This window comes from Planktothrix paucivesiculata PCC 9631 (assembly GCF_900009265.2).
Classification (GTDB): Bacteria; Cyanobacteriota; Cyanobacteriia; order Cyanobacteriales; family Microcoleaceae; genus Planktothrix; species Planktothrix paucivesiculata.
Genome location: NZ_LR735013.1, coordinates 57,950 through 74,404 on the forward strand (window position 1 = coordinate 57,950; position 16,455 = coordinate 74,404).

General features: G+C 41.8%; 12 protein-coding genes and 2 pseudogenes. 8 read left to right on the top strand and 6 right to left on the bottom strand.

Going from position 1 to position 16,455, the window contains the following annotated elements; translation table 11 throughout:
• Nucleotides 1–25 precede the first annotated feature (25 nt).
• The 3 genes from PL9631_RS10775 to PL9631_RS10785 form a co-directional block, all read right to left on the bottom strand.
• Complete coding sequence (locus PL9631_RS10775; RefSeq protein ID WP_083620096.1) at nt 26–1,222, bottom strand: glycosyltransferase; 1,197 nt, start codon at nt 1,220–1,222, stop codon at nt 26–28.
• Nucleotides 1,223–1,441: 219 nt separating this feature from the next.
• Nucleotides 1,442–3,187, bottom strand: coding sequence for an ABC transporter ATP-binding protein (locus PL9631_RS10780; protein ID WP_083620099.1), 1,746 nt, complete (start codon nt 3,185–3,187; stop codon nt 1,442–1,444).
• An 86-nt stretch (nt 3,188–3,273) separates the two neighbouring features.
• Entirely contained in the window at nt 3,274–5,319 is a 2,046-nt protein-coding gene (locus PL9631_RS10785; protein WP_083620245.1) for a serine/threonine-protein kinase, read from the bottom strand.
• A 458-nt stretch (nt 5,320–5,777) separates the two neighbouring features.
• Between PL9631_RS10785 and PL9631_RS10790 the strand changes: the two genes are divergently transcribed.
• The 7 genes and pseudogenes from PL9631_RS10790 (at nt 5,778) to ilvC (ending at nt 11,619) form a co-directional block, all read left to right on the top strand.
• Nucleotides 5,778–6,140 carry a single-stranded DNA-binding protein gene (locus PL9631_RS10790; protein WP_083620102.1) on the top strand — a complete coding sequence of 121 codons (363 nt, stop codon included), beginning with the start codon at nt 5,778–5,780 and terminating at the stop codon, nt 6,138–6,140.
• The gene (locus PL9631_RS10795) at nt 6,141–6,692 is read left to right on the top strand and encodes a tetratricopeptide repeat protein (RefSeq protein WP_156090515.1); all 552 of its coding nucleotides are present in this window, start codon (nt 6,141–6,143) and stop codon (nt 6,690–6,692) included. It begins immediately after the preceding gene.
• Between the two features lie 119 nt (nt 6,693–6,811).
• Nucleotides 6,812–7,753 carry a response regulator gene (locus tag PL9631_RS10800; protein ID WP_083620105.1) on the top strand — a complete coding sequence of 314 codons (942 nt, stop codon included), beginning with the start codon at nt 6,812–6,814 and terminating at the stop codon, nt 7,751–7,753.
• Between the two features lie 57 nt (nt 7,754–7,810).
• Nucleotides 7,811–8,551, top strand: a complete 741-nt coding sequence (gene ubiE / locus PL9631_RS10805; protein WP_083620107.1) for a bifunctional demethylmenaquinone methyltransferase/2-methoxy-6-polyprenyl-1,4-benzoquinol methylase UbiE — start codon at nt 7,811–7,813, stop codon at nt 8,549–8,551.
• Nucleotides 8,552–8,629: 78 nt separating this feature from the next.
• Nucleotides 8,630–9,862 (top strand): DUF445 domain-containing protein, encoded by a 1,233-nt coding sequence (locus PL9631_RS10810; protein ID WP_083620110.1) that lies wholly within the window; start codon nt 8,630–8,632, stop codon nt 9,860–9,862.
• A 251-nt stretch (nt 9,863–10,113) separates the two neighbouring features.
• A pseudogene (locus PL9631_RS10815) lies at nt 10,114–10,233 on the top strand (transposase family protein); the annotation flags it as partial.
• A gap of 390 nt (nt 10,234–10,623) precedes the next feature.
• On the top strand, nt 10,624–11,619 hold the full coding sequence (gene ilvC / locus PL9631_RS10820) for a ketol-acid reductoisomerase (RefSeq protein ID WP_083620112.1): 996 nt from the start codon (nt 10,624–10,626) through the stop codon (nt 11,617–11,619).
• A 202-nt stretch (nt 11,620–11,821) separates the two neighbouring features.
• Here the strand turns inward: ilvC and PL9631_RS10825 are convergent, their stop codons facing one another.
• From PL9631_RS10825 to PL9631_RS10835, 3 genes are all read right to left on the bottom strand, one after another.
• Nucleotides 11,822–12,046, bottom strand: a complete 225-nt coding sequence (locus tag PL9631_RS10825; RefSeq protein WP_083620115.1) for a hypothetical protein — start codon at nt 12,044–12,046, stop codon at nt 11,822–11,824.
• Between the two features lie 86 nt (nt 12,047–12,132).
• Nucleotides 12,133–13,815, bottom strand: coding sequence for an alpha/beta hydrolase (locus tag PL9631_RS10830; RefSeq protein WP_083620118.1), 1,683 nt, complete (start codon nt 13,813–13,815; stop codon nt 12,133–12,135).
• 44 nt (nt 13,816–13,859) lie between these two features.
• Nucleotides 13,860–15,269 (bottom strand): amidase, encoded by a 1,410-nt coding sequence (locus PL9631_RS10835; RefSeq protein ID WP_083620121.1) that lies wholly within the window; start codon nt 15,267–15,269, stop codon nt 13,860–13,862.
• A 219-nt stretch (nt 15,270–15,488) separates the two neighbouring features.
• On the opposite strand from PL9631_RS10835, the pseudogene PL9631_RS10840 reads away from it, so the two are divergent.
• Nucleotides 15,489–16,376: pseudogene (locus tag PL9631_RS10840) on the top strand (type IV pilus twitching motility protein PilT); the annotation flags it as partial.
• Nucleotides 16,377–16,455 lie beyond the last annotated feature (79 nt).

Consider the following 16,455-nt stretch of genomic DNA (forward strand, 5'->3'; position numbering starts at 1 on the left):
CAACTTAGCTATGATGCCTCAGTCATCAGTTTGCCAGGTTTGGCCACTCCCGATATTGACCAGAGGAGAGTCTATGTTCAAATAACCATTGTTGATGTTCGGGGGAATCGAATAGCCATTTATTCATTAATTCTGCCCATTTTACAGAAATTTGTAGACTTTTTAACGTTTCATCAGAACTTGAAGAAAGACTGTGATAAAGTGCCGGATCTGACAATAATTCTTTAACACAATGTGCTAAAGAAAGTGGGTCATTAGCTTTAAAAATCAAGGCATTATCTCGGTTTTTTAACTTTTTCAAAAACATCGGATGATCGGAAGCAACAATTGGAGTTCGGGAGTAGAGAGCCTCATTAATACTCTTAGGAAATCCTTCACCATATTCATGTCTACTGGGAACAACTACCAGATCAGCCTCTCTCATTAAAGGAACTATAGTTTTATTAGGCACTAATCCCAAAAATTCTACGGAATTTTCAATCTTTAGATCCCTAGCTTGGTTCTTAAAACTTTCTATATCACCTTTACCTGCTATTTTTAAGCGAATGGATAATCCCTGTGTTTTGAGTTGTGCGATCGCCTTGATCACATCACCAACTCCTTTAGATTCTATGACTGAACCGACATAGAAAATTTCATAAGTCTCTTGATTCAATTGTAAATTTTTAGCCGGAAAAAAGTTAGGAGTCATTTCATAGGGCCAATCCCAGGGGATAATTTTGTTTGGATTAACTCCAATATTAGCAAGGGATAGACCCGCAGTAACGCCATGATTTCCTATCCATTCAATCTGGGAATTATTCAGCAATTTTGCCAATTGGTAGTACCGAATTTTGTCCCGTAAGCCTTTTGAATTGAAAGAATCTGCTAACATCAGCAGTATTTTCAACTTGCTCTGAATTGCCCAACGAATAATTGCTGTATTCGGTGTTCTCAGAATTAAATGAGTGGGTTGGAACTGTTTTGCTAACCCTACCAACTTCTGATTTTGAATTTTCCGGGTAAACCCTGTACCAATAGCGCGAACTCCATTCTCCAGTCTCTCGTTATACGGATGTTCGGTCAGACAACATAAAGTTGCAACTTCATCCGCTTTTTTCCCAAACTTGGCAACCGCATCAACCGAATATTTTTGACCGTAGTAAGTCTCCTCACCACCCGCAGCAAAGCGTTTAACGGCTTCGCGGTAATCCCCACCATACTGCACTATTAATAAACGCATCGAATCACCTTAGTAATCAATGATCAATGAAATCTATACATTCAAGGCAAAGTATAGGCTGTATATTTTGCTCTTAGTGTTCATACAACCTTTTACAAAAATCTGATCCGTTCTCTAATTTTGTTGATTGGTGATCATCCTAAATTCTGGAGTTTATAATCAGTTTAAATTTTAGTTAAGATATCCATACATCTTCGATCGCACTTGAGCCAACTGACATTAAACTAATAATTCTTCTAATTTATGTTGATTCCAAAGAGTCTGATATAATCCTTTAATAGCGACTAACTCGGTGTGGGTTCCGGTTTGAATAATACTGCCTTTTTCCATGACTAAAATCCGATCCGCCATGGCAGCCGCCGACATTTGATGGGAGATAAAAACAACGGTTTTGCGTTGAACTCCTAGTTTTAAATTTCGTAAAATTTCCGTAGCGGTTTGATTATCTACACTCGAAAGAGCATCATCTAAAATTAAAATCGGTGCATCTACTAATAGTGCTCTGGCTAAAGCAGTTCGTTGTCTTTGTCCACCGGATAAAGTAATTCCCCGTTCTCCCACCAGGGTTTCATATTGTTTAGGAAAATTCAAAATTTCCTCATGAATTTTAGCAATTTTAGCGACTATTTCAATTTCTGATTGTTCAGTTAGGGGGTTTCCATAGGCAATATTATTTTGAATACTGGTACTAAATAAAAAGCTCTCTTGAGGAACATAGGCGATCGCCGTTCTCAAATCCGATAACTTTAATTGCGTAATATCCTGACCATCGACAAATAATTGATCAATCTTAATATCTAATAACCGAGGAATAGCATTAGCTAAAGTCGATTTACCCGCCCCAATCGGCCCAACAATGGCAACGGTTTCCCCGGGTTTAATCATAAAATTAACATCATTGAGAGCCGGAACTTCGCTTCTGGGGTAGGTATAATTCAGATGAAAAGCACTTAACCAGCCTTGAATCGGGGTGGGTAAAGGTAAAGGTTCTAAAGAATCTTTGATCCGGGGTTCAACACTTAAAATGGCTTCAACTCGATCAATACTCACTTCTCCCCGTTGATAGGCTGTAATTGTAAATCCTAATAAAGCCGTGGGAAATACTAAACGTTCCACATATAAAATTAATGCTACAAAATCACCGATACTTAGTTCTCCATTAGCGATAAACTCATCCCCAATTCCCAATAAAATTAAAAAGCTCAAACTAGCAATTCCCCCCAAAATTGGAAACAAAAGATTTCGGGTTTTAGCTAAATCTAAATTAGCATTAAATAACTGTTGGTTATTGTGAGCAAAGGCTCGGCGTTCATTTTCTTCTTGAGCATAAATTTTAATTAAAGAAATGCCGCTCATATCCTCTTGAATTAAATCGCTAATATTTGATAGTTTTTCCTGAACCGTCATTTGCTGATCTCTGAGTTTCCCACTGAAAACCTGCACTAAAATCAACATAAAAGGATAAACAGAAATTGATAATAGAGTCAAGCGCAAGTTAATTGCTAACATCACCGGAAGGGTTAAACCATAGGCAAAAATGGTATTAGCAATACTCAGAACTGCAAAGCCTAATAAACGGCGAATATTATCAACATCACTGGTAGCCCGATTAATTAAATCTCCCACGGTACTTTCCGAAAAATAGGAGGATTCTAGGGTTAGTAAATGATTAAAAATCTTTTGTTTTAAATCAAATTCAACTTGACGACCGACCCCAAAGGTGATAGTTCGGGAGAGCATCCGAATCACCCACATAATGGAGGCTAAAATAAAAATTAAGAATACCTGATTTTGTACCGTATTAAATTTAATCGCAACTTGTAGTTCATTCACCACATCCCGAATCAAAATCGGAATATAAACCCCTAAAAGATTAACCATAAATAATGCCACAATTCCTAAGATTGTAGCTTTCTTATGGGGACGCAAATAGCCTAGCAGTTTTTGGAATCGAGAAGATTGCATAAAGTTAATTTATTAATTTAATTGATCATATCAAATATCAGACTATTAAGATAGGTTCAAAAGATAGAGTTTAACTGCTGAACAGCTTACGGATCACTGACTACTGATTGAGGCATTTTCCAAATTTTAATCGTTTTATCTTCACTTCCACTGACAATAATTTCGCCATTTGAACTTACAGCTAAAGCATTAATCGGTTGATAGTGACCCCACAACGTGGCTAGTTTTTTGCCCGTTTTGAAATCCCAAACAATCACACTATCACCTCCACTAACAAGGGTTTTACCATCCTTAGTTATAGCCAAGGATTTCACGGGATTATTATTCGCTTTCCAGAGAGCTTTTTGTTCCCCGGTATTCGGATTCCACAACCGAACAGTACCATCATCACCGGCACTAATTAGGGTTTTCCCGTCGGGATGATAAACCACAGCATTAATAGGCCCGTCATGACCCAATATACTCCGCTTGCGAGTCCCCGTTTGCAAATTCCATAACCGAATAGTTTGGTCTGATCCCCCACTGGCTAGAGTTTGACCATCAGGACTAAAAGCCAGGGCATGAACGCTGCCTTCATGACCCACAAATTTCAATTGTCGACCGCCCGGGTTTAAAGGCCAAAGGAGAATAGTTTTATCGTCACTCCCACTGGCTAAGGTTTGACCATCGGGACTAAAAACCACGATATTTACCCCTTCGGTATGTCCTTCAATGGTTCGGATTCTATTTCCATCCTTCAAATCCCACAAACGAATAGTTTTATCATTACTCCCACTGGCAATTGTTGCACCGTTGGGACTAATCGCTAAAGCTTTCACCCAACTGGAATGGGCTGCAATGGTGCGAGGTTTAACATCTGTGGTTAAATCCCAAATTCTAATGGCTCCAAAACTCCCCACCGCTAGATTTTTATTATTCGGACTAATCGCCACGGCATAAATTTGACCAACTGCTCGTTCATAACCCTCTAAAAAAATACTCCCGGGTAACCCTTTTAAAATCAGAATGGGATTAACCGGAATAAATCCATAACGGATATAGCCATCAATTTGGGTATAAACTCCGCCCAATATCATCAAGGATGTTCCTAAAACCCAGAAATATTTAAGCTGAATTTGAGGAAACGTAATTTTAGGAATAGAAAAATTAAACCCCTGCAAACGCTCCAACAAACTAGGCTCAGGTGTCTTTTTATCTTTAGGGGAGGGTTCAGCCGCCTCCTTTTGGGCGCCCACGGGCTTAATATCGGCTAAACATTGTAAGATTGCTTGTGGAGTTTGGGGCCGATTTCCAGGAAAAGGAGCCATTAAATAATCAATCGTTGATGCAAATTGATCAGAAAGATTAGGCGCGCCCTTTCGCCATAATAACTTTCCAGTTCGGGGGTTTTCTGGATAAGCTGTGGGAGGTTTTCCCGTTAATAAATAAATAAAGGTTCTTCCTAGGGCAAAAAAATCGGATTGAGGAACAGCTTTGCCATTGGTTTGTTCTGGCGGTGTATATCCAGGGGAAACGATCCCGGTTACATTTTGCCCCTCATTGATCTTAATCACAAAAGTCTCTGTAACTTCCCTGGCAGTTCCAAAATCAATTAATACTAACTGCCCATTGGGTTTCCTCATAATATTTTGAGGCTTAATATCCCGATGGAAGTATTGCAAATTATGGACTTGCTCCAGGATCTCGGTCAATTCTTTTAACCATGCCAAAGCGAGTTCTTGACTGATGGGTTCTTTTTTCCGTTCCTTCATCCAGTCTTGTAAATTTTGCCCTTCAATTTTCTCCATCACCAGACAGTGGAGAGCTTCTTCGCTCCCCTTGGGAAGATAGGTAAAATATCCATCGGGATCAACTTTAGGAATTCCCGGATGGTTCAGTTGACTCAAGACCTTGGCTTCTTGTTTGAACAGGGAGACAGCCTTAGGATGGTTTTTTAATAAAACCTTTACGACCTTACATTTGCCTTGATCATCAATTTCAAATGTTTTGCCAAAACCTCCTCCTCCCAGTTGTTTGATCACACGATAGCGTCCTTCCAGCAAAAGTTCTGAGCCACATTGACAGCAAGTGCGCCGATTCTCGTTTGCCGGATCAGTTGGATTTGGACACTTAGGATTAAGGCAATAACTCACATTGATCGAGAACCCAGATCTAGGTTGAAGAGTCGTTGTTAATTTGTAGCTAGGTTTTTGTTCCAATTTAGCTTTCTCAAACAGTAACACGGTTAGGTGTGACTCCGCACTTAACCAATTTAGTTAAGTTTTGACGTTGTTTAATTATGCTCAATTTAAAAACCTGTCACAATAATAGCACTCCAGACGCAAAACCAACAAAAAATAAGTCACGAGAAATAACCTCCCGGCGAGTTTCCCGAAAAAACAGAAACCGGGTCTTTGAATTAAGGCTGATATTAGTAAATTGAGTTCTTGCAAAAACCCGGGTTCTTCTCCGCCATCGCTGGGGTTAGCGCGGTGGGCGTCGGCAATTGTGCTATTAATTTAAAAATACAAAGGATTTAGTTTCGGTGATCCTGGTGTTTGATCCAAGGTCTGAAGAACCTCGATATCCACTATTCCATCATTATTTTCTTATGAACCTAAATATTGTTACTTTGGTTGGTCGCGCTGGTGGTGATCCAGAGGTGAAATATTTTGAAACCGGTAGTGTCGTCTGTAATCTAACCTTAGCAGTTAACCGTCGGAGTCGAAAAACGGATCAACCCGATTGGTTTAACTTAGAAATTTGGGGAAAAACCGCAGAAGTTGCCGCCAACTATGTCCGTAAGGGCAGTTTAATTGGGATTAAAGGAGTATTAAAGTTTGAGTATTGGCAAGATCGCAGTACAGGTACTCAACGTTCAAAACCGGTGATTCGGGTTGATGAATTGGATCTATTGGGTTCTAAGCGCGATTCGGATGAAGGCGCACCTCGGAATAACTATGATGAGTTTTAAATGGGCAAAATCGTGACTCAAGAACCCTTAGAACCCGTTAAAATTGCGTACCAAGCCGGTCAGTTTGCCTTTGAACAGGGACGTTATCGGGAGTCGGTTCAATATTTAGAACAGGCTCTCCAAGGCACCGAAGCCAATACTCGTCTGGGTGGAGAGATCCAAATCTGGTTAGTCACCGCATTGGAAGCCTCGGGAAAAAGGCAAGATGCGATCGCTTTATGCAAACAGTTGACCCGTCATTCTCATATTGCAACCCGTCAACAGGCTCGTCGTTTACTGGAAGTGCTGGAAGCTCCCAAACTCTACATTGACCCGGAGGGATTTGTCAAAATTCCTGATTTGGATCATCTGGATGTCCCAGGTAATTCCCGCTCTCAAAACGATTCCGTGGCAAGCGTTCGACCGATTCCCAAACCCCCCGTTTCGCCTATTGTCAACTCTTTGGACGGGGTGAAGACTCGAGACAATCAATTTTTGGGGATCGCTTTAATCATCGTGCTTCTGGTGAGTGGCGGGTTGATCTGGGTCAGTTCTGTGATCGGTAATCAGTAATCAGTAATCAGTTATAATCACAAAATCAGTGGTTAGACGCGCCATGGCAGATCTAACCACTAATCACGGATAACTGATAACTGGTATCAATAAACGTTCTGCAACAAGAATCGGTATAGATGGAAGTTGAAATTCCCCAACTAGAAAGTGTTAAGCTCCAACTCATGAACCATCAAAGACCCAAAAAGCCTAAGATGTTGGTCGTTGACGATGAGCCGGATAATTTAGATCTGCTCTATCGGACATTTCGACGTAACTTTAATGTATTTAAGGCAGAAAGCGGGGGTCAGGCTTTAGAAATTTTGGCTGCGGAAGGAGAAGTGGCAGTCATTATTTCCGACCAACGAATGCCAGAAATGAAAGGTACAGAGTTTCTCAGCAAAACTGTACCGGAGTTCCCCAATACCGTGCGAATTATCTTAACCGGATTTACAGATATTGAGGACTTGGTGGATGCGATTAATTCGGGGCAGGTCTACAAATATATTACAAAGCCCTGGGATCCCAATGAACTCAAAGTTGTGGTCGAAAGAGCCGCCCAAACCTATGAATTGCTCAAGCAACGCACCGCAGAACTTAATCGTGCTCAGGCTCAAACCCAACTGTTAGCGACGATTATGGAAGCAGCCCAAGTAGCGACGACCCTAGAAGGTTTACTCACTACCCTGTGTGCAGCCGTCGCATCGGAGTTCGGGGCGGATGTTTGCATTTTGCAACAAATTAAAGACAATCGCTTAACTTCTATAGAAGGTCATTATAGTTCCACGGGTGTTGTGGAAAACTGGTTAGAGATTGATCCCTTGGTTGAGAAAACCATAACGACCGGAACGGTACAAGCATCAATTAATATTACGACTGATCCAGACTTGGCTACCCTAGCCCATTATCAAAGTTCGGGTATTCAAGCCCATATCAATATTCCGATTACCTATCGGGAAAAGCTCATTGGTCTATTATCAGTACAATGGAAACAGCCTTGTCAGATGAGTCCCGATGATTTGACAACGGTTCATTTAGTCGCTCAACAAATGGCTTTGGCCTTAATTAGTCTGGGGCATTAATCTGTAAACTAAATTTGAACAAGGGAACACTGCAACAGGTAATAGGTAACTAGAGGAATGGTAAAGGAAAATAAGTCGATTCAAGGGATTTTTAATCGCATCGCCCCGGTTTATGATCAGTTAAATGATCGGTTAAGTTTGGGACAACATCGAATTTGGAAAAAAATGGCCGTGGGCTGGAGTGGGGCTAAACCCGGAGACACCGCTTTGGATTTATGTTGTGGAAGTGGAGATTTAGCCCTGTTATTAGCACAACAGGTCGGAGCCCCCGGACAGGTGTTTGGCGTGGATTTTTCGAGTTGTCAATTGGACATTGCCCAGCACCGACCCCGACCTTTTACCATTCCAACGGCTCAGATCTCTTGGCTAGAAGCGGATGTATTAAGATTGCCGTTTGCAGACAACACCTTTGACTGTGCCACCATGGGCTACGGTTTACGGAATGTTGTAGATATTCCCCGCAGTCTTGAGGAACTCCATCGGGTACTCAAACCGGGGGCGAAGGCTGCTATTTTGGATTTTCACCGTCCCCAAGGTTCCCTATTGCGTACTTTTCAACAGTGGTATTTACAGCATTTTGTGGTTGAGACGGCTGATAAATTTGGGTTTCGGGAAGAATACGCTTATATTAACCCCAGTTTGGATCAATTTCCGATCGGCACAGAACAAATTCTGTTGGCCCAGCAAGCAGGATTTTCCACCGCCACACATTACCCGATCGCAAGCGGTATGATGGGAATATTAGTAATAACCAAAGGAAACACTACCATAGGCAAAAAGATTGTTCTAGGGCAGTGAGTTAATTTTTGAGTGTTTGATCTGTTTTCTAAGTTAGCTAATGCACCAGATGGTAACAAGCGGGCTGCTACGATAAGAATGATCAATTTTTCTGAACAGTGGGTTTTAATTACGCCTCCGATAGTCGGTGGAATTATTGGCTATTTTACCAATGATTTAGCCATTAAAATGTTATTTCGTCCCTATCGACCTCTACATATTTATGGCCGTAGACTTCCGTTTACCCCCGGTTTGATTCCCAGAAATCAAGAACGTTTAGCTAAACGAATTTCTGATACCATTATGGGGTCTTTATTGACTCCCGAAGAATTACAAAAATTAGCGCGTCGTTTGCTCGAAACTGAACGGATGCAAGCGGCAATTAGTTGGTTTCTCAGACTGGCTTTAGATCAAATTAAAGCAGATACAGAACCAAAAACCGCTAAAATCTTAGCGGGAATTTTACGGGATTTTATTGGGGAGTCTTTACCTAGAATATTAAGGGTTTTAGCCCGAAAAGACGATTTTTTGGCTCCTCAAATTAATCAAATATTTGATCAAGTTTTATTAGAATTTCAATTAAGTAATCAACAATCAAAACAGTTATCTCAATGGCTGTTAGAGGTTGTAATAACACCGGAAGTTTTGCGACAAGGTTTAATTGATTTTCTGACGGATAGAAATATTTCTATTATTGATGAAGGATTCCGAGAACAAAGTAGTGGAACCTATTGGGTCGTGGCGAATTTATTGGGTTTACGGCATAGTTTAACTCGCTTAAGAACCTTTTGTTTAGATGAAAAAGAGGAAACTAATCGACGATTAACAGAATTAATTAAATCCTTGGGATTACGCGAAAGACTACAAGAGTGGTTACAAAATATCTCGTTACAAAATCTACCTGTTTCTACCGTTAAACAGTTAAGAAAAACCCTCAGAGATGCGGTTATCACCTATATTCAAGGACAAGGTATTGATGTGATTCAAGATTTAACTCAATCCATCAATTGGGATCATATTTCAAATTGGGTTTTAAAACGGTTACAAACATCTCCCGTGATGAATACATCTTTAGAATTAGTGAGTCAGGAATTAGCTTTAATTTTAGAACGGTATTTAGAAGAAGATATAGAAAAAATTATGGCTCAAGTGATTCCTATTTTGAACATCGATCAGGTGATTATTAATCGAGTCCGAGAAACTTCGCCTGAAAATATGGAAGCTGCCATTAATGGTATCGTTCAAAGTGAATTGCAAGCCATTGTAAATTTAGGGGGAATTTTAGGGGTTGTGATTGGGCTATTGCAGACCCTTTTGTTAGTATTAAGATAGTATAATAATAGGCAATGGGTAATGGAGAATGGGTAATGGGTTTTGGGTAATTACGAATTACGAATTACGAATGGGTTTTAGGTGATATTAAGCGAGTGAGGACGCACTGCTACGCAGGGCTAACGCCAACGCACTGCTTCTGCCCCCCTGCTCCTCCAGGGCTGTTTCAAAGTCAGGTAAAAAAGAGTAAAGAAAGAGCGATCGCCACCTGATAAAATGGAGAGCGATCGCCATTTTTTTCTAAAATAAAGATGCTAACAAGTTTAATAGAAAATTTAAAAGAAGTCAAGGATTTCCGAAAAAGTCAGGGAAAAAGGTATAGCTTATGGGAAGTGCTATTAGTAGTAGTTTTAGGGGTGATGTCAGGGCATCATTGGGAGAAATTAGTGGCTATCTCTTAATCCGAAAGTTAAAAATGAAAAAATAGAGCAATTAATTTAGGGAAAATAGATAAAAATCGGGAATGTAAGTCTTACTCCGTAGGGAATAAGAATATTTATGCCACTTAGATGATAATTCCTATAATTAATATTAATATAGCAATCATAAGAAATATTAATTATTCAGAAAATAGCTATCATGTTTGAGAATTATGGCCCAAAAGTAGGCTATAATTTTCAAATATGAAACAGCCCTGCCCATAACCCCATGTTGCCCATAGCCCATTCCCTATTATTTAACTTGTCAGCACCAGGATTAGTTTTAATGATATGATGGGAGTTTTGTATACACACCCAATCAGCACTTGAAGGAGAAGCCAGATGGCTCGAATGTATTATGATGCCGATGCCAATTTAGATATTTTGGCAGGTAAAACTATTGCAATTATTGGTTATGGCTCCCAAGGTCATGCCCATGCCCTCAATTTAAAAGATAGTGGCGTGAATGTGATTGTGGGGCTATATCCCGGCAGTAAATCAGCACACAAAGCCAAAGACTCCGGTTTAGCGGTGCATAGTGTGGAAGACGCGGCAAAGGCTGCTGATTTCATTATGATTTTGCTACCCGATGAAGTGCAAAAAACCGTTTATAAAAACGAAATTGAACCCTATTTAACCGAAGGCAAAACCTTAGCCTTTGCCCATGGATTTAATATTCACTTTGGTCAAGTTGTCCCTCCTGCCCATGTGGATGTGGTCATGGTAGCCCCCAAGGGCCCAGGGCATTTAGTCCGTCGTACCTACGAACAGGGCCAAGGAGTTCCCGCCTTATTTGCGGTGTATCAAGATGCCTCTGGACAAGCCCGCGACCTGGCCATGGCCTATGCTAAAGGCATTGGTGGCACTCGTGGTGGCGTTTTAGAAACCACATTTCGCGAAGAAACTGAAACCGACCTCTTTGGTGAACAGGCGGTTTTATGTGGTGGTTTAAGTGCTTTAATCAAAGCCGGATTTGAAACCTTAGTCGAAGCTGGTTATCAACCGGAATTGGCTTATTTTGAATGTTTACACGAAGTTAAATTAATCGTAGATTTAGTCGTGGAAGGCGGTTTAGCCAAAATGCGCGATAGTATTTCTAATACGGCCGAATATGGAGATTATACCCGCGGCCCTCGGATTGTTACCGACGAAACCCGCGCCGAAATGCGGAAAATTCTCAGCGAAATTCAGTCTGGTCAATTTGCTAGAGATTTTGTCTTAGAAAACCAAGCAGGAAAACCCGGTTTCACCGCCATGCGTCGTCAAGAAGCCGAACATCCCATCGAAGAAGTCGGCAAAGACCTACGCGCTATGTTTAGCTGGATGAAGAAGGATTAGAGTAGTTGGAGCAGGGGGAGGAGGAGCAGGGGGAGTAGAGGAGTGGAGGAGCAGGGGGAGTGGAGGAGTGGAGGAGCAGGGGGAGTAATTATTTATTCCTAACTTCTAACTTCTAAGTCCTAAGTCCTAACTTCTAAGTCCTAACTTCTAACTCCTTCCCTCCCCTGCCTCCCCTGCTCCCCCTGCCTCCACTGCTCCCGCCCTATTTTACTGGCTGACCCTTATCAAGTTTTTCAATTTCTTTCTCCCGTTGTTCGTTAGTATCTTTAGGTTTTAACCATTTCGGCCATAAACTCACCACAAACTCACGACTGGTTTTACTGGCATCTCTGGCGGATTTGGGTAAAAATTTGAACGTATCACCCGAGTGGATAAACACAACAACCAAGGCGATGGCGCCCCAGCCTAGAATTTTTTTAGGAGTCATAAGCGATTTTTAAGATAGAGATATTTATGGGAGTTTATTGTAATCAGATTTGAAAGGTTTGTACACCCTAACTGTGATTATACCCATTAATACTGAGTTTTTAATAACTCCTCGATAAACACTTGAATGTCTGGGGGAATATCAGTAATTAAACGTACGGGAAAAGCAGGAGTTGAGATAAATTTATAATATTCTGGAGTCAGGAATACCTGATATTTTTCGGCTTCGGGAGTCAGTTGGGCGGCCGTGGCTAAAACCATAGCTTTGGCGTAATTCTTAACATCTTGTGAGGCATCTCCCACGATTTCACCGCCGGAAATGGGAGTTACAGGAATCCAGGTTTGATCCCCAATTGTTCCGGGATCTCTAACACTTAAATGGGTTGCTCCTAAAACCCCTAATAATAATTTTTCGGTTTTAATTTGGGGAAAAATAGCAATTTGTTCGGGTAATGCCGGAGTGACTTTATCGGCGGATTGAGTTAAAATTACCGTCGGAACTTGAACTTGATTTAATCCGGTTTTTCCAAATATAACCGAAGCAGTGGGAGCAAAGGAAATCGCCCGTTTAATCCGAGGATCACTAAACCGATAGCGATCATTCGGGAGTTCTGCGGCTAAACATTGGGTAGCTTTTCCTAAACTAAAGGTAATAAAACTCTGATCACAACTTTTCCTTAATTCATCAATTTGGAACTCACCTCCAGCTAAAGCTAAAGCTGTTGTTCCGCCAAAAGAATATCCGAAAACTAAAGTATTATTGGTATTAAATTTACCTTTAAATCTGGGATCATTTATATTAAGTTTTTCTAATTCATTCAAGGTAAAAATCAAATCTTGGGGACGTTCGATGACTTCTGTAGGAGATAAAAACAAATTCTTATCCACAAAAGTCGCGTTACTCCCAGGATGTTCAGGAACAATAACCGTATAGCCATGGGAGGCTAAATGTTCCATTAAATATCGTAATTCTTGATAATCCGAACCTCGACCATGGGAATACAAAATTAAGGGTTTATCGGGTGCGGCACTTGAGGAGGAATAAATATAAACGGGAATATTGCGATCGCGTTGTTTGTCCAGTAATTCTATGCGGGTAATTTCAACTTTTCCTGGCCCGATTTGACTCGGATCAAAAGGAATTGATGGAGTTTGAGATCCTTCAGGGGTGAGTTTAGGTAAGACTTCTAAAAGTAAGCGTTGAGTTTGCCAAAATCCTTGATTTAATCGTGTTAAAACCGCAAAAGCTCGCGGAAGATTAATCTCAATAGTCGGTAAAGGATAGTTTTCTAAAAAATTAATAACGGATAAGCCTTGTTCAGATTTAGCAGAAGACAGAATAGCTGTTTTAATCGCGGTTCCGCCTTGAGATTTATCTGAAGAAATAATTGTATCAATATCGGTTAATAATCTAGTTCCCACTTGACTATTAACAATTTCTTCAACGGTTTCATTTTTAATTTTAATTTTAATTTTAATATTTAAAGCTCCTAAAGCCTGTTGCTTTTGTTCAGGCTTTAAAAAGCTAAAATAACCCAATAAACCGATAGGAACTTTCCCCGTTTCTGCAAATTCTTTTAAGTCTTTGACGGAAACCGTTGCATAAATAAATCCCTGTCTAATCACAACGGATTCCGCAGCCCGCAGGGGAAGGGTAAACAGAGGAAAACCGCTTAAAATAGTAGTTGTGAAAAGACTCAAGGGAAATAACCATTGTTTCCACTGGCGTTTGACGCGCTGCGGGGAAGCAAAACGGGGAATTTGAACCATAATCTCAGATCGAGGTTAAACAATCCCAAAAGTTTAGCATCGAATTATCCGATCGCCATCGGGGGGCGGTGGTGTGAAAAAGGTTGTGCGGCTTCGAGTTGGGCTGCTAAAGCGATTAAAGTGGCTTCAGAGGCTGGTTTTCCCACTAACTGCACCCCTACGGGTAAACCTTCTGCGGTAAATCCGGTGGGAATCGCGATCGCGGGTTGGCCACTAACATTAAAACCGGGACAGGGAGAAATCCATTCCGTAATCCGTTGTAAGGTTTCTGGGGGGGAAAGTTGGGCATATTCTCCCACCCGAATTGCTGGGTGCGTATAGGTCGGTAAAACCACCACATCAAAGGGGCTTAAAGAGGCCACAATTTGACGACCGCCGACCTGCATTTTAGACACCGCTTGCAAATATTGTCCGGCGGTGATTTCAGTTGACATTAACCATTGATTCACTGAGCCCAAATACTCCTGGGGAATTCCCGCCGCGGCGACTCCCGATTTCCAAACCGCAATAAAGGGCTCCAGAATATCACTAAAATCGGGATTAATGGGTTCAATTTGATGACCCAATTGTTCGAGGAGATTCACGGTATTTTTCCAGGCTTGTTCACAATCTGGGGAGAGGGAACTGCCGGGTAAAATAGAGGTAGCGATCGCAATTTTTAAAGACTTAGGTGGTTGTTGAGTGGCGGCTAAAAACGAAGGATTTGGATCGGGCAACCAATAGGGATCACCCGAAATATATCCCGACATAATATCAAGTAAAGCCGCGGCATCGGCCACGGTACGAGCCAGGGGGCCATCGGTAGAAATCCCACTTTGGAAGTCCCCCACCGGAGCATGGGAAACCCGCCCCCGAGTTGGTTTAATTCCCACCAAACCACAACAAAAAGCTGGGCCGCGCACCGACCCTCCACCATCCGACCCATGGGCGACAGGGGACAACCCGGCTGCAACGGCCGCCGCAGCCCCACCACTGGAGCCTCCGGGGGTGTGGTCTAAATTCCAGGGGTTACGGGCGGGAGGGAAACCATCGGGTTCGGTGTAGGGTAGGGAACCGATTTCTGAGGTCGCCGTTTTCCCTAAAATATTAAATCCGGCTTGACGAATCCGGCTGACCACCCCATCATCATAGGTGGCAATTCTATCAACTAAAGCCCGGGAACCGTAGGTACAGGCGACCCCAGCAACGGGGTTTAAATCTTTAATAGAAATGGGAACCCCAAAAAAAGGTGGTAAATCCTGAATATCTGAAATCTGGATTAATTGTTCGGTTTGGGTTTTCGCCAATGCTAAAGCCCTATCTGCCATCACGGTAAAATAACAACCCAATAGAGGATTTAACCGTTGAATTCGATCTAAATAAAGATTAACTAATTCTAAAGGCGAGATAACTTTAGTGCGAATTAATTGGGCTTGTTCTAGGGCAGAAGTAAAGGCTAAATCCACTGAGTTCATACTAATTCACTCAAATAAAATAATGATAAACAACCGTTGATTCTGGTTGAAGTTTATCATTATTCAGGAGAAAACTAACACCGAATAGAACCTAAACACCCTCACTATCAAAATTTTGTTGATATTGTTTGCGACAACACCGGATTGGGGGGTAAACTGGGGATATGGGATTTTAAGATTTCAGCTAAAATCAATTGTTTTTATTCAAGGTCACGCGATATGACACAATCAGAGCGTCCACCTGTGCCTCGTCCACCTGTTCCGGGAGTTCCAGGGGTTCCACCCCGTCCACCCGCACCTAAAGCACCTCCACCTCCGGGCGCGACCACTGCAACAACTCTTTCTGCACCGGCTCAGGCTACCGCGACAACCACAAGGGTGATGGTCGCACCCAGAAATAGGGGCCCGAGTCCGGGAAATCCTACATTAATAGATATTGTCAAACGAGCCAACGAGGAGGGGGCTTCGGATGTTCACTTAGGGGTGAATGAGCCACCGCGCCTTCGTAAACGGGGGGATATTGTGCCTTTGGAGTGGCCGAACACCGACTTAAATACCTTTATGAGTTGGTTGATGGAGGTATTAAGCGATGAGGAAATCCAACAATTTCAAGAAAACTTAGACTTTGACGGGGCGGCGGATTTAGGTTTTGTCCGCATTCGGATTAGCATTTTTGACGCCCTCAATGGCCCTTCCTTGGTGTTGCGGTTGATTGGTTCGTCGATTTTGACTTTGGAACAGTTGAAGTTACCAGAGGTATTTAAAAAAATCTGTCAATATCACAAGGGATTAATTCTAGTTACCGGGCCAACGGGGTCAGGTAAGTCTACTACCCTAGCTGCGATGATTGACTACATGAACCGCAACTATGCCTACAATATTATTACTATTGAAGACCCGGTAGAATTTGTTCATGAAAGTAAAAAATCCCTGATTAAACACCGAGAAGTCGGACGTCATACCTTGAAGTTTTTTAATGCTTTGAAAGGAGCTTTGCGTCAAGACCCGGATGTCTTACTCGTGGGAGAAATTCGGGATAAAGAAACGATGCAAATTGCCTTAAAAGCGGCACAAACGGGTCACTTAGTTTCGGGAACTTTACACACCCAGGACTTACGCAGTGACGCTATATGTAGCGTACTAAGGAGTTAGCGATCGCTAACCCAAAAGAAATCTGGAAACGGAG

Excerpts from the sequence above, each read along its gene's own strand:
- ubiE (WP_083620107.1), top strand. The coding sequence starts at position 7,811 with ATGGTAAAGGAAAATAAGTCGATTCAAGGGATTTTTAATCGCATCGCC.
- PL9631_RS10830 (WP_083620118.1), bottom strand. The coding sequence starts at position 13,815 with ATGGTTCAAATTCCCCGTTTTGCTTCCCCGCAGCGCGTCAAACGCCAG.
- PL9631_RS10780 (WP_083620099.1), bottom strand. The coding sequence starts at position 3,187 with ATGCAATCTTCTCGATTCCAAAAACTGCTAGGCTATTTGCGTCCCCAT.
- PL9631_RS10810 (WP_083620110.1), top strand. The coding sequence starts at position 8,630 with ATGATCAATTTTTCTGAACAGTGGGTTTTAATTACGCCTCCGATAGTC.
- PL9631_RS10790 (WP_083620102.1), top strand. The coding sequence starts at position 5,778 with ATGAACCTAAATATTGTTACTTTGGTTGGTCGCGCTGGTGGTGATCCA.
- ilvC (WP_083620112.1), top strand. The coding sequence starts at position 10,624 with ATGGCTCGAATGTATTATGATGCCGATGCCAATTTAGATATTTTGGCA.
- PL9631_RS10800 (WP_083620105.1), top strand. The coding sequence starts at position 6,812 with ATGGAAGTTGAAATTCCCCAACTAGAAAGTGTTAAGCTCCAACTCATG.
- PL9631_RS10835 (WP_083620121.1), bottom strand. The coding sequence starts at position 15,269 with ATGAACTCAGTGGATTTAGCCTTTACTTCTGCCCTAGAACAAGCCCAA.
- PL9631_RS10825 (WP_083620115.1), bottom strand. The coding sequence starts at position 12,046 with ATGACTCCTAAAAAAATTCTAGGCTGGGGCGCCATCGCCTTGGTTGTT.
- PL9631_RS10795 (WP_156090515.1), top strand. The coding sequence starts at position 6,141 with ATGGGCAAAATCGTGACTCAAGAACCCTTAGAACCCGTTAAAATTGCG.
- PL9631_RS10775 (WP_083620096.1), bottom strand. The coding sequence starts at position 1,222 with ATGCGTTTATTAATAGTGCAGTATGGTGGGGATTACCGCGAAGCCGTT.